We start from the raw sequence: 11,818 nt of genomic DNA on the forward strand, positions 1-11,818 counted from the left end.
CAAATTTATATTACAAAGGAGGAGCAAGCCTATGGCAAAAACACTCAAAGACTATTTCCCGATGATCCAAACGAGAAAGGAAGTACTGAAGGAAATAGAAGACAGCGGGAGACTGTGGAACATTTTTGATTTATGGAAGGAAGAACAGCAGGAGGAATTCCTGGACTTTTGTACAGGGGTGCGAGGGGTTAAAATGTTGTATGATTCCTTTTTTAAAGAAATCTTCAGTCCGGAGTATCATCCCGAAAGAATGGAGAGGATCCTAACTCTGCTTCTAAAAAGAAAAGTAAAAATCCGTCAGATTCTGACAAATGATTCTGTAAGGATTGCAGATGAACAAAGTCTTCTGATTACAGACATGCTGGTGGAGCTGGAGGATGGAAGCCTGGCAAATATCGAAATTCAAAAGCTGGGATATGCATTTCCGGGGCAAAGGGTCGCATGTTATTCGGCCGATACACTGCTCAGGCAGTATAAAAGGGTAAAAAGTGAAAGAAAGAAGCGTTTTACATATAGAGATGTTAAGAGTGTATTTACGATTGTGTTTTTTGAGAAAAGCACACAGGAATTCCAACAGTTTAAGAACCAGTATATTCACAGATCGAAGCAGGCGTTTGATACAGGGCTCGAACTGGACACCTTACAGGAGTATATTCTGATTCCACTTGACATCTTCCGGGAAAACATGCACAATAAAAATATAGAAAATGAACTCGATGCATGGTTGTCTTTCCTGTCATTTGATGAGCCGGAGCGGATCATACAGCTGATGGAAGCATACCCGGAGTTTGGGGCCATGTATGCAGAAGTTTATGACATGTGTTGCAATATCGAAAGGGTGATGCAGATGTATTCAAAGGAATTGGCAGAATTGGATAGAAATACTGTACAGTATATGATAGAAGAGCAGGAAAAGCTGTTGAAGGAGCAGCAGGAAGAGTTAGCTCAAATGGATGAGCAGCTGAACCAAAAGGTTGAACAACTAACAAAGAAGGATGAACAACTAACAAAGAAGGATGAACAACTAACAAAAAAGGATGAAGAAATTGCAGCATTAAAAAGGAAATTGGAAGAGTTATTACAAAAGTAAATCTTTTAAAAAATTGGTTTGTAATTAAGAAGAAGGCCTCTGACACTTGGGGGGCCTTCTTTTTATCGTATTTGACCTGATTGCGTGGAGATTTGTATCGATTTACAGGAAAGGTCAGCCAAAACGTATAATCAGTATTGGATTTTTTCCATAAAATAATCGCAGTTTCACTATTGTAAATCGTAAAAATAAGTGTTATGATCTATATGACTAAATAAGGTAAAATAGTCATATAGATTGGAGGGCTGATAATGCCAAAGTTCAGCGACACTGAAAAAGAGATGATCAGACAAAAATTAATGCAGGAGGGCGAGCGGTTATTTACGACCTTTGGATTAAAGAAGGTATCCATCGATGAAATTGTAAGGGCCGCAGGGATTGCGAAGGGTTCCTTTTATTCCTTCTATACGAATAAGGAGCATCTTTATATGGATATTGCAGCAAGCCTGCAGGAGAAAATGTGGCTTGAGATGGAAGAGTTTTTGGAGAAAAACCGTTCTTTACCGCCGAGGGAGCTATGTAAGCAATGTTTTCTCTGGATGTTTCAGGAACTGGAATGCTATCCGATGCTGAGACAGGCGAACAGCGAGACCGCTGAATATCTGTACCGCAAGCTTCCGCCGGAGGTGATCGCGGCGCACACTCAGGATGACGGGCATGAACTTGAGAAATTGGAGGAATATGGTGTGCATTTTACCTGTGGAATTGAAATTGCAACTAAGACACTGCAGACACTCGCAGTTAGTTTTCTGAATCTGCAGCAGGATTCTACAAAGGACCAGCTGACCATTATGGGACTTATTCTGGATGGCGTTTTAAAGGAGATCGTAAGTGATGAAAATAATTGAGGTTCAGAATGTTTCACTAAAATATCCGTCTGCGAAGGCAGACACCATCCGGGGGATCAGCTTCTCTGTAGAGCAGGGAGAGATATTCGGTTTTCTTGGTCCCTCCGGGGCAGGGAAAAGTACCCTGCAGAAAATATTGACGGGGACGCTGCAGGATTACCGCGGGAGTGTGCACGTTTTGGGCATCGAGATGAAGCACAGGACAGGCGATTATTATGAACAGATCGGTGTGGATTTTGAATTTCCTAATTTTTATGGGAAATTTACTGCTATGGAAAACCTGAAGTATTTTGCGTCCCTTTATAGCGGCAGAACATTCGATCCAATGGAGCTTTTGGAAAAAGTAGGACTTCAGGCCGATGCTGATAAAAAGGTCTCCAGTTATTCAAAAGGGATGAAGATGCGGCTTGGCTTTGTGCGATCCCTGCTGCATGATCCGAAGCTGCTCTTCCTTGACGAGCCGGCCAGCGGGCTGGATCCTGCAAATGCGAGAGTATTAAAAGATATGATATTGGAGCAGAAAAAGCTGGGGAAAACGATCATCTTAACCACCCATAACATGCACGATGCTGAAGAGCTCTGCGACCGGGTCGCATTTATTGCTGACGGTACAGTCAAAGCGATGGACACACCGCATGCCCTTCGAAGATGCAGTACCGGCACAAAAGTGGAATATTGCTTTTTGGACAAAGAAAACGAGGTACACAGTGCCTGTGCACTTTCCGAACTGGCCGCTGCACAGGATTTCCAGACTGCCTTGAAAGAAGGAACTCTGACAAGCATCCATTCGAAAGAGCAGACACTCGAGGACGTATTTATCGCACTGACAGGAAGGGGATTACAATGAGATTTTTCAATGCCTTAAAGAATGATATCCGCTTTCAGATAAAGTATGGGTTCTATTTTTTATATGCCTTTTTCAGCCTGGTCTATATGGCTGCATTGTGGATAATGCCCTCTGAGTATAAGAACATGACCGCCTCCCTGATCATACTGACGGATCCCGCAATGCTGGGCATTTTCTTCATCGGCGGGATCTGGCTTTTGGAGAAAGGAGAAGGACTGCATCGTTTTTGGAGCATTTCACCTCTTCGGCCGCTGGAATATTTATTGTCAAAATCTATATCGCTGGCGGTTTTGTCAACGGTGTCGGCTGAGCTGATCGCTCTGGCGGGGTTAAAGGGCAGGTTTTATCCGGTCTCTTTATCCCTCTGTGTATTTTGGGGTGCTGTCGTATTTAACTTAATCGGTCTGCTTGTTGCATCCTATGCCCGGTCCGTGAATCACTATATGATCATTGTCGTGCTTCCGACTGTTTTTTTATCGATCCCCCCTATTTTGACAGCGTTTGGAATCAGACATCCGATCTTAGAGCTTTTCCCGGGCACTGCATTGTGGCATATGATCGCAGTTTCCCTGCATCAGACAGAAAATACAAAGGTCTGGTGGTGGGTGAATCTGATTCTTTGGCTGGGGCTTATGCTGGTCCTGGCAAATAGACGTATGAGTACGGCTTTACAGGCAGAGGGAGGTGAAGGTATATGAGGTATACAATGAAGCTTTTCAGGATCGGTTTAAAACAAATCAGGAAAGATGGGATGCTGCTCGTGATGATTCCGGCACCGATTCTCATAGGTATGTTTTTTAAGTATGCGATCCCGTTTCTAAATACCATTTTGACGAATCGTTTTTCCTTCCCGATCACAGACTGGTATGGTCTTGCAGATGGGATGCTGATCTGCCTGACCCCGATGTTTGTGGCAATGATATCTGCATTTTTGCTTTTAGAGGAGAGAGAAGAGGGGATCAGCGCCTTTTATCAGATCACTCCGGCAGAGGGAAACGCTTATCTGGCGGCAAGGATCGGACTGCCGATGATATGGGCATTTGTGATGACGATCTTCGTCTCCGTCGTCTTTCACATTTCCTATGTAACGTTTGGAGTCATTCTTTTGGCATCTATTCTCAGCAGTCTTACGGGGATTGCTCTGGCGATGATGGTGGTTTCTCTTGCCGGAAACCGGGTGGAGGGGCTCGCACTTTCGAAGCTGATGGGGATTAGTTTTATCGGACTTATCTTAATCTGGTTCATCCCTGCCCCGTATGCTTATATCATGGCGATACTTCCCTCCTTCTGGATCGGGAAAATGCTGATGGATGGAGTGGACCTTTTTTCATGTATATTCGGGGTGTTATCCTGTTTCTTATGGATCATCTTTTTTATGAGGAGATTACACCGGAGGTTTTTCTTGTGAGAGAAGAAGAACCGATGTATAATAAAAAAAGATATCGCACATCAGGTGTTTTCTCTATCAGATATTTAACCTCATGTGCTCAATATCAGGCAGTGATAAAAACACAACGCAGGTTAACTGCAGAGTCGGTACGTAGTCCGTCCGTGCTGTTTATACAGCATAAGTAACCCTCCCTCCTTGGGTCGTCCGTTCGCTGTTCATATCAATTTTTAAGGAGGAAATTGTCATGGACAGAACAACAGAGACGCTGACCGTATTTTTTGAGGACCCTTTCTGGGTAGGAATCTTTGAACACGTCGAAGACGGCAGGTTATCGGTCTTAAAGGTTACATTTGGGGCAGAGCCAAAGGATTATGAGATTTCTGATTTCATCCTGAGAGAATACGACCGTTTACGGTTTAGTCCGGCTGTGGCAGCTGATGCAAAAAAGGCAGTGAAGAATCCCAAGAGGATGCAGCGCGAGGTACACAAACAGGTCGAAAACACCGGAATCGGTACCAAAGCGCAGCAGGCTTTAAAATTGCAGCAGGAGCAGATGAAAACTGTGCGCAAAGCTTCCAGACGCGAAAAACGTGAGGTACAGAAGCAGCGCCAGTTTGAACTGAAACAGCAGAAGAAAAAAGAAAAGCATAGGGGCAGGTGATGCCCCTAAGATTTCACAGATTCCATTAATTCCAGAATGATCCCGTCGGGATCTTTAAAGTAGAGTGCCTTGCTTTTTCCAAATCCGTAATCTGTAAAATCAAATTGCTGGGGGGAAGAAAGGCACTCTATGCCATTTTCCAGCAAATGCTGATATACCGAATCAATATCATTCACTTTAAAACAGATTTCTGAAATCGAGTTTTTGCACAGATGAACTTCATTTTCTATCATTTCGCCGCCCAGAAACTGGATGAGTTCTACCGGCGGAGCCATGATGTCCTCACTGCCGTTTAAATAGGCCACCCTGACTTTACAGTTCTCCATCGCGAATAGTAGATCCGTCTCTTTCCCCTCCATGATCAGCTCCCCCTGAAAGCTTAAGCCTAATACATCCCTGTAAAATGCAATAGAGGTATCCATATCCTTTACTGTGATACCTACATGTACAATTTCATTTATCATAGTATGAACCTCCGATTTATTATTTATTTTCTTATTATGAAACACTTAAGTAAATGAACACCTTAGTTAAACGCTGTACCGAAATTCATTTACTTCAAGGATTTGATCCAGTCTTCAATCGCCTGGGCCAGTACGAGCTGCTGTCTGAGGACAGCCATTCCTGTCTCTGGTATCTCAGGCATATTCTCTTTGAGAGCAATGTTTTCTTCAATGTATGACTTTAAGATATTTACCTGTTCTTCGATATCGTTCAGGCAGATATTCCTTTTCTCGAACGAAAGCTGCTCCAAATTTACGATTACAGCATTGAAATCCAGAAAAATACGAACTGGTTTCTGTGCAATTTCAAACATGAGTTTTTCAAATTCCTTTTCCCCGGCATCGGTCAACGAGTAAACTGCTTTTTCCGGCATATTCCCTTCCTTTACAGGTGTACTTTGGATATAGCCCTTTCCTTCTAACTGAATGACTTTCTTGTAAATCGAGGGTGTGCTGATCTTTACCCATCTGGAAATATTACGGTATTCCACTAATTTCTGAATATCATATGCGCTTAAAGATTCCTTTTTCAACATTCCTAATACGATCAGATCGATGGTCGCCATGAGAGCCTCCTTATTATAGTTATTAAATATGTCCAGTTACTATTCCTTATCCATGTAAGCTTAAATCCGCGGCAAAGCCGTTTTTTCGCCTCGGCTAAGCGCCGCATGGTTAAATAATTACTATAAAGTATAGTAAAAAGCTTGACATATACTATAAATTATAGTAGTATATGCCGTGCAACTGAATACTATAATTTATAGTAATATATTTCATTACTCGTGTCAAGCGAAAGGAGAGTCTGTTATGAGTGGACAGAATAAAAAAATGGAACTGCTGGGATCTGCACCGATTCCAAAAGCACTGCTGGCAATGGGGATTCCGACCATGATCGGTATGATGATCAATGCGTTATACAACCTGGTAGATGCCTATTTTGTAGGAGGACTGGGAACCAGCCAGATGGGAGCGATCACCGTTACCTTCCCGTTGGGGCAGGTCGTGGTGGGCCTGGGACTGCTGTTTGGGAGCGGAGCAGCATCTGCAGTATCCAGACTGCTGGGAAAAGGCGAGAAGGAGAAGGCGGATAAGGTCGTGAGTACCGCCATATATGGCAGTATTTTAACCGGGATCATGCTGATCGTGTGCGCGGTTATTTTCCTGAATCCGATCTTAAAGCTTCTCGGGGCCACGTCCAGCATTCTACCGTATGCTCAGACTTATGCAAGGATCTACATCATTTCATCTATTTTCAATATCTTTAATGTTGCGATGAACAATATTGTGACAGGAGAGGGGGCCGCCAGGACAACCATGGGCGCACTGATGACCGGAGCGGTCCTGAATATGGTTTTGGATCCTGTCTTTATTAATGTTTTGAATCTTGGAGTTTTAGGCGCAGCCGTTGCAACAGCTATTTCACAGATGGTATCCACAATGGTCTATCTGTGCTATATCCTGAAAGGAAAAAGCGCTTTTACTTTCCGAATCCGGGCCTGTAGTTTTTCAAAAGAGATTCTGTCGGAGATCCTGAAAATAGGGATTCCCACACTGATTTTCCAGCTGCTGACCAGTCTGGCTGTGGCACTGATCAATATGAAGGCAAAAGCATACGGCGATTCTGTCATCGCAGGCATGGGCGCGGTGACAAGACTGATCTCTATGGGAAGTCTGATGGTATTCGGGTTCATCAAGGGATTCCAGCCCATCGCAGGTTACAGCTATGGCGCGAAAAATTATTCTCGTTTAAAAGAAGCGATCCGTACATCCATCATATGGTCCACGATGTTCTGTGTCTTCTTCGGATTCATCGCAGCAGTATTTGCAAAACCGATCATTTCACAGTTTACAAATGGAGATATGGAGATGATTCGTATCGGTACACGCGCATTGCGGGCCAACGGACTGTCCTTTATGCTGTTTGGATTTTATACCGTACATTCATCCTTGTTTCTTGCTCTTGGGAAGGCGAAAGAGGGAATGATTCTTGGAACATGCAGACAGGGGATCTGCTTTGTACCGGCGATCCTGATCCTTCCACTTCTCTTTGGCGTAAACGGGATCCTCTATGTACAGCCAGTCGCGGACATACTCTCGGCTGCTGTCACGGTAGTGATGGGGGTAAAGTTTGAGACATCACTTGGAGAAGAGCATATGTTCATTGAGAACTCACTGAAAAGGTAGTATAATAGTGCCTACAAGCGAGGTGATAAAATGTTACGCATAGCAATTTGTGATGATGACAACAGCGCAGTTGCAATACATAAAAAGATTGTAAAAAACTGCTTATTACAATGCGGCAGTGCCGGTGAAATAACTGCCTATACTACCAGTGAGAATCTGCTTTATGATATTACAGAAGATCAATTTTTCTTCGATCTGATCTTGTTGGACATAGAAATGCCGGGAATTACCGGAATGGAGATCGCAGAAAAAATAAAGCCCTGTCTGCCGAATGTGAAGATTATTTTTATTACTTCACACATAGAATATGCAATCGACGCTTTTGAACTATCTATTTTTCGATATGTCCCGAAAAATGATATCGATAATCGGCTGTTCCCTGCTATACAAGACGCAATTAAACTGATTGAGCTGGAGGATGGAAAAACCTATACCATTCAAACCAACAGCCGCTTTGAAAGAATCCCCTATAAAGAGATTTATTATATCGAGAGGGACGGGAAAAATGCAAGCATTTCCGCTGTCGGCGGAGTATCTAAGGTGCGGAAAAGTCTGAGCCAGGTTTACACCGAATTGAACGCAGAAGAGTTTATCTATATCGACCGGGGCTGTATCGTGAATATGATACATATCATGCAGATCAAAGACGGTATGGCTGTTCTGAAAAATGGTGTGTCACTCCCCATAAGCCGCACACATTTACAAGAGGTGAAAGCACAGATTAACAATTATTGGGGGGCGCACATATGACGGACTGGTTTATGTTATTCTCAAACTTTATTGCAGGCAGTGTACGCTCTATTATCTGTCTGTTCCTCATTTTCCGGCTGCTTTCTTCCCAAAAACCTGAAAAGAAAAGTATAGCGGCAGTTTTGGCCGGTGCAGCAGCGAGTTCTGTCCTACTTTCCGTGACAGGATCGCCGGACTTTTACCGTATGATATTAGAAACTGTTTTGATCGCAGTTTGTGCCCATTACTTTCAGGAAGCAGATACACGGATGAGCCTGTTTGTGGGGATTTTTTATGAGATTGCTGTTACATTTTGGCAATTCCTTTTTGCTGCGTGGTTCGGTGTGATATTTTCTTCTCCGGCCTTTTTAGACTACAGAACGGGATATGGACAAATTGCGGTCTGGTGTTTCCATGTGTTTTTGACTGCTCTCATATGGTATCTTTTGAAACGCCCGAATATGGCCGGAAAAGAAGCATTCCGCCTGGCTTCTGTGATTGTCCTTATAGGTTTTGTGGCAGTGATCACCTTATCTGAGCAGACTGTTCTTACCATTGCTGATGATACTTTAGATATGTGGACGATTCTGGCGGTTGTTTTAATGATGTCTGTTTTGGTGTTTAATATGAACAGGCAGTATGAAGTGGAAAGGGAACTGGCAAGGTTAAAATCGGAACAGGCGGAGCTATTGGAGCGTGATTATACCACCCTGAGCAACGCTTACGCAATCAATGCGAAACTGTTTCATGATTTTCATAATCATATTGGTGTGCTGCGCCAGCTGCTTTCACATAGTAAGTCGGAGGAAGCAATGCAATATCTGGACGAGCTGCAGACACCTGTAAAGGAAATGACGGATACAGTTTGGACAGGCGATGAGACCATAGACTATCTCATAAACAGTAAAGCTGTAACCGCAGAGGAGTATGGGATAAAGTACCAGGTACAAGTAGAATTTCCCCGCCATACAAATCTTAGAAGCGCAGATTTGTGCGCTATACTTGGAAATCTGCTGGATAATGCACTGGAAGCTGCAAAGCAGATACCGGTTTTTGAACAGAGATTTATGAGGCTTACTATTCGCCGTATCAATCAAATGCTCATTATAAAGGTGGAAAACAGTTTTTTAACGCCGCCTGAAAAACAGGATGGAGTGTTGAAAACTTCAAAAGCCGGAAACGGACTGCATGGGTGGGGACTGAAAAGCGCCCGGACTGCCGCCGAAAAATACGACGGAATGGTGCAGACATCTTATACAGACCATATCTTTAGGGCTGTTGCCACTTTATCCTATCAGAAAGTATCCGCTTAATAAAAACTTATCATAAGCTGCAAGGCAGATCGAACGCCCTGCAGCTTTTTCGTGGTCAAAAACCTACCGTTTACGGACACTTCCGTATAGCTGCACTTTTTAAGTTATGCTATAGACATAAAACAAATAAAGATTCATTTAAAGAGGAGGTAAAGATTATGCGTCATGTTTATATTCGTGGAATTATAGGTTTGATCTGGCTGGCAGCGGCTATCATAAGCGGGGTATCAGGTAATTTTGAAATGGCGGTTCTTTATGTCATTTTAGGTGGAGTGTTCCTTTATTCGTCTTATACTGCATGGAAAAAGGAAAAGGATCACAAAGGGGGAAGGTAAAATGAATACACCTCTGCTGACGATAAAAAATTTAAATGCATGGTACGACAGTGAAAAAATGGTACTTAGGTCACTTTCTTTAGAGCTGGCAGATCATGAGGCTGTGGGATTGATCGGACTAAATGGTGCCGGGAAAACGACCTTCCTGAAAGTGCTCTCAGGTCTGCTTCCCACTTTTTCTTCCAATGGTATTTGGTTTCATGGACGCTCTATAAAATTGAGAGAACGGGATTTTAAATTTTGCCGATATACCGTGTTTGCTGAGGACAATTCCTTTCCGTATTTTACCTTCCGCGAATACCTGTCTTATGTTTTCGCGGCATATAAGAAGACATTACCTGATGTATCAGAACTGATACACGGATTTCATTTTGAAGATCATGCAGATGTTCTATTAAAAGACCTTTCGACCGGCAACCGGAAAAAAGCTTTTTTGATCACTGCTTTTGCACTAAAACCAGAATTGCTTTTGCTTGATGAGCCGGTAAATGGATTGGATTTCGAAAGTACGGAATATCTATATAAGCAAATTTCAGGTTATAAGGAATATGGTACCGTCCTGTTTTCTTCTCACATTCTGGAAAGTATCACACTGACTTCTGACCGTGTATTTGTCCTGGAGGATGGGCAGATCCGCCAGACCTTTGAAAACGGACAGGTTAACGCTACAGGCATTCGGGAGGCACTGCGCTATGAAAATGATGTTTAAGGCCTTTTCAAAAAAATTATTTGGTGTAAAATATGAGCGGCTGACACGGACAATTTTCATCGATCTGATCATGTTTTGGGGACTATATATTGCCGGTTTTCAAGTACGGATCGCACCATTTATTCTATATCTCATGGTAAGTACCTTTACCGCAGGTGTGATGTGGCAGGTTCTTTCTTCGGAGGATAACGCTGTTCATATGCAGAATATGATTATGATGCCCTTTGAAGGGCGGAAATTTGTTTGTTCCTATCTGGCCGCAATGGGGATTTATACCTTTCTGATGAAAACATCGGCTCTGCTGGCGGTTTTACTGGCTGTGTCGGCATGGAACCTGACAGAAATTTTAGGCTGTATTCTTTGCGCGGTCAATGCAATCCTTATGACTGCCGCCATTTTCTCTCTGAAAAGAGAATGGTATCTAGGGATTTTTTGGACTGCTGCTGTGCTTGCGGCTCTCTTTTTGGGGTGGGATAAACCGTGGTTTATTCCTGTGATATCAGCCAACAGCACTTTAGCATTTCTATTGTTACAAAGTGCCGACGGATACGCTTTCTATCTTCCGGAAAACGAAAGCAGCTCAACTGTAAAGGGACTTAAGTATCATTCTGTCTGGATGTATTTCTTTCGTTATATGAAATATCATAAAAACTATTTCATGAATACCGTGATTATGTGGTGTGCAGCTTGTGCCCTTCCTTTACTTTTCAAACAGATGGAAAGCCTGTTTGTTATCCCGATTGGCTTTGCGATCCTTTCTTTAAATACGCCGATCTGTATTTTACTATCATGCGACCATGCTTTAGAGCAGGCAGTGCGTTTTCTGCCCGGTCAAAAGAAAACGTTTTGCATTCCTTATTGTTTCTTCATTTTTTTATGTAATATAACCGCAGATGTGATTTTCCTTTGCAGCTGGCAAATCCAGATAGGGGGCGTTAGCGTTCAGATGATGGCAGAAGCTGTTTTCTTTGCCATGCAAAGTGCAGTCTTTTCCGTTCTTTTGGAATGGTTTTTCCCCATTCATGGGTGGAAAATTGAAAGCGATTTATGGCACCACCCCAGAAAATATATAGTACCTGCGGCTATGCTTTTACTGGCAGGAGTAGTTGGAACATTACCGGTGATCGTATTTGTACTGCTTATTTTACTGGCCGTTGAAATTACAGTGCTGTTGATGCAATGCCGGAGGGGCTAGACAATTTTTTC

At 43.0% G+C, this 11,818-nt stretch carries 14 protein-coding genes; 12 read left to right on the forward strand and 2 right to left on the reverse strand.

Annotation, left to right across the window (positions count from 1 at the left end):
- Positions 1-31 precede the first annotated feature (31 nt).
- The 6 genes from AC4OGX_RS11405 (at position 32) to AC4OGX_RS11430 (ending at position 4,836) form a co-directional block, all read left to right on the forward strand.
- On the forward strand, positions 32-1,090 hold the full coding sequence (locus AC4OGX_RS11405) for a PD-(D/E)XK nuclease family transposase (RefSeq protein WP_493330604.1): 1,059 nt from the start codon (positions 32-34) through the stop codon (positions 1,088-1,090).
- 251 nt (positions 1,091-1,341) lie between these two features.
- The gene (locus tag AC4OGX_RS11410; RefSeq protein ID WP_493330605.1) at positions 1,342-1,938 is read left to right on the forward strand and encodes a TetR/AcrR family transcriptional regulator; all 597 of its coding nucleotides are present in this window, start codon (positions 1,342-1,344) and stop codon (positions 1,936-1,938) included.
- Complete coding sequence (locus AC4OGX_RS11415) at positions 1,931-2,785, forward strand: ABC transporter ATP-binding protein (RefSeq protein ID WP_493330859.1); 855 nt, start codon at positions 1,931-1,933, stop codon at positions 2,783-2,785. Before AC4OGX_RS11410 ends, AC4OGX_RS11415 begins: the two co-directional genes overlap by 8 nt.
- On the forward strand, positions 2,782-3,483 hold the full coding sequence (locus tag AC4OGX_RS11420) for a fluoroquinolone export ABC transporter permease subunit (protein ID WP_493330607.1): 702 nt from the start codon (positions 2,782-2,784) through the stop codon (positions 3,481-3,483). The genes AC4OGX_RS11415 and AC4OGX_RS11420 overlap by 4 nt, the downstream gene beginning before the upstream one ends.
- On the forward strand, positions 3,480-4,193 hold the full coding sequence (locus AC4OGX_RS11425) for an Rv2686c family ABC transporter permease subunit (protein WP_493330608.1): 714 nt from the start codon (positions 3,480-3,482) through the stop codon (positions 4,191-4,193). Before AC4OGX_RS11420 ends, AC4OGX_RS11425 begins: the two co-directional genes overlap by 4 nt.
- A 226-nt stretch (positions 4,194-4,419) precedes the next feature.
- Positions 4,420-4,836, forward strand: a complete 417-nt coding sequence (locus AC4OGX_RS11430; protein ID WP_493330610.1) for a YjdF family protein — start codon at positions 4,420-4,422, stop codon at positions 4,834-4,836.
- Positions 4,837-4,841: 5 nt separating this feature from the next.
- Here the strand turns inward: AC4OGX_RS11430 and AC4OGX_RS11435 are convergent, their stop codons facing one another.
- Together AC4OGX_RS11435 and AC4OGX_RS11440 are read right to left on the reverse strand one after the other, a co-directional pair.
- A complete protein-coding gene (locus tag AC4OGX_RS11435; protein WP_493330612.1) occupies positions 4,842-5,300 on the reverse strand; it encodes a VOC family protein in 459 nt (152 codons plus the stop codon).
- Between the two features lie 89 nt (positions 5,301-5,389).
- Entirely contained in the window at positions 5,390-5,905 is a 516-nt protein-coding gene (locus AC4OGX_RS11440; RefSeq protein ID WP_493330614.1) for a PadR family transcriptional regulator, read from the reverse strand.
- Positions 5,906-6,149: 244 nt separating this feature from the next.
- On the opposite strand from AC4OGX_RS11440, the gene AC4OGX_RS11445 reads away from it, so the two are divergent.
- From AC4OGX_RS11445 to AC4OGX_RS11470, 6 genes are all read left to right on the forward strand, one after another.
- The gene (locus AC4OGX_RS11445) at positions 6,150-7,526 is read left to right on the forward strand and encodes an MATE family efflux transporter (protein ID WP_493330616.1); all 1,377 of its coding nucleotides are present in this window, start codon (positions 6,150-6,152) and stop codon (positions 7,524-7,526) included.
- A 30-nt stretch (positions 7,527-7,556) separates the two neighbouring features.
- Positions 7,557-8,276 (forward strand): LytR/AlgR family response regulator transcription factor, encoded by a 720-nt coding sequence (locus AC4OGX_RS11450; RefSeq protein ID WP_493330617.1) that lies wholly within the window; start codon positions 7,557-7,559, stop codon positions 8,274-8,276.
- Positions 8,273-9,568 (forward strand): sensor histidine kinase, encoded by a 1,296-nt coding sequence (locus AC4OGX_RS11455; RefSeq protein WP_493330618.1) that lies wholly within the window; start codon positions 8,273-8,275, stop codon positions 9,566-9,568. Before AC4OGX_RS11450 ends, AC4OGX_RS11455 begins: the two co-directional genes overlap by 4 nt.
- A 158-nt stretch (positions 9,569-9,726) precedes the next feature.
- The gene (locus tag AC4OGX_RS11460; protein WP_493330620.1) at positions 9,727-9,903 is read left to right on the forward strand and encodes a DUF8582 domain-containing membrane protein; all 177 of its coding nucleotides are present in this window, start codon (positions 9,727-9,729) and stop codon (positions 9,901-9,903) included.
- Between the two features lies 1 nt (position 9,904).
- Positions 9,905-10,612 (forward strand): ATP-binding cassette domain-containing protein, encoded by a 708-nt coding sequence (locus AC4OGX_RS11465; RefSeq protein ID WP_493330622.1) that lies wholly within the window; start codon positions 9,905-9,907, stop codon positions 10,610-10,612.
- Positions 10,596-11,807, forward strand: coding sequence for a hypothetical protein (locus tag AC4OGX_RS11470; protein WP_493330623.1), 1,212 nt, complete (start codon positions 10,596-10,598; stop codon positions 11,805-11,807). Before AC4OGX_RS11465 ends, AC4OGX_RS11470 begins: the two co-directional genes overlap by 17 nt.
- Positions 11,808-11,818: the final 11 nt, after the last annotated feature.

It is taken from the genome of Faecalicatena sp. (assembly GCF_058819085.1).

Excerpts from the sequence above, each read along its gene's own strand:
- AC4OGX_RS11405 (WP_493330604.1), top strand. The coding sequence starts at position 32 with ATGGCAAAAACACTCAAAGACTATTTCCCGATGATCCAAACGAGAAAG.
- AC4OGX_RS11410 (WP_493330605.1), top strand. The coding sequence starts at position 1,342 with ATGCCAAAGTTCAGCGACACTGAAAAAGAGATGATCAGACAAAAATTA.
- AC4OGX_RS11420 (WP_493330607.1), top strand. The coding sequence starts at position 2,782 with ATGAGATTTTTCAATGCCTTAAAGAATGATATCCGCTTTCAGATAAAG.
- AC4OGX_RS11425 (WP_493330608.1), top strand. The coding sequence starts at position 3,480 with ATGAGGTATACAATGAAGCTTTTCAGGATCGGTTTAAAACAAATCAGG.
- AC4OGX_RS11430 (WP_493330610.1), top strand. The coding sequence starts at position 4,420 with ATGGACAGAACAACAGAGACGCTGACCGTATTTTTTGAGGACCCTTTC.
- AC4OGX_RS11435 (WP_493330612.1), bottom strand. The coding sequence starts at position 5,300 with ATGATAAATGAAATTGTACATGTAGGTATCACAGTAAAGGATATGGAT.
- AC4OGX_RS11440 (WP_493330614.1), bottom strand. The coding sequence starts at position 5,905 with ATGGCGACCATCGATCTGATCGTATTAGGAATGTTGAAAAAGGAATCT.
- AC4OGX_RS11445 (WP_493330616.1), top strand. The coding sequence starts at position 6,150 with ATGAGTGGACAGAATAAAAAAATGGAACTGCTGGGATCTGCACCGATT.
- AC4OGX_RS11450 (WP_493330617.1), top strand. The coding sequence starts at position 7,557 with ATGTTACGCATAGCAATTTGTGATGATGACAACAGCGCAGTTGCAATA.
- AC4OGX_RS11455 (WP_493330618.1), top strand. The coding sequence starts at position 8,273 with ATGACGGACTGGTTTATGTTATTCTCAAACTTTATTGCAGGCAGTGTA.
- AC4OGX_RS11460 (WP_493330620.1), top strand. The coding sequence starts at position 9,727 with ATGCGTCATGTTTATATTCGTGGAATTATAGGTTTGATCTGGCTGGCA.
- AC4OGX_RS11465 (WP_493330622.1), top strand. The coding sequence starts at position 9,905 with ATGAATACACCTCTGCTGACGATAAAAAATTTAAATGCATGGTACGAC.
- AC4OGX_RS11470 (WP_493330623.1), top strand. The coding sequence starts at position 10,596 with ATGAAAATGATGTTTAAGGCCTTTTCAAAAAAATTATTTGGTGTAAAA.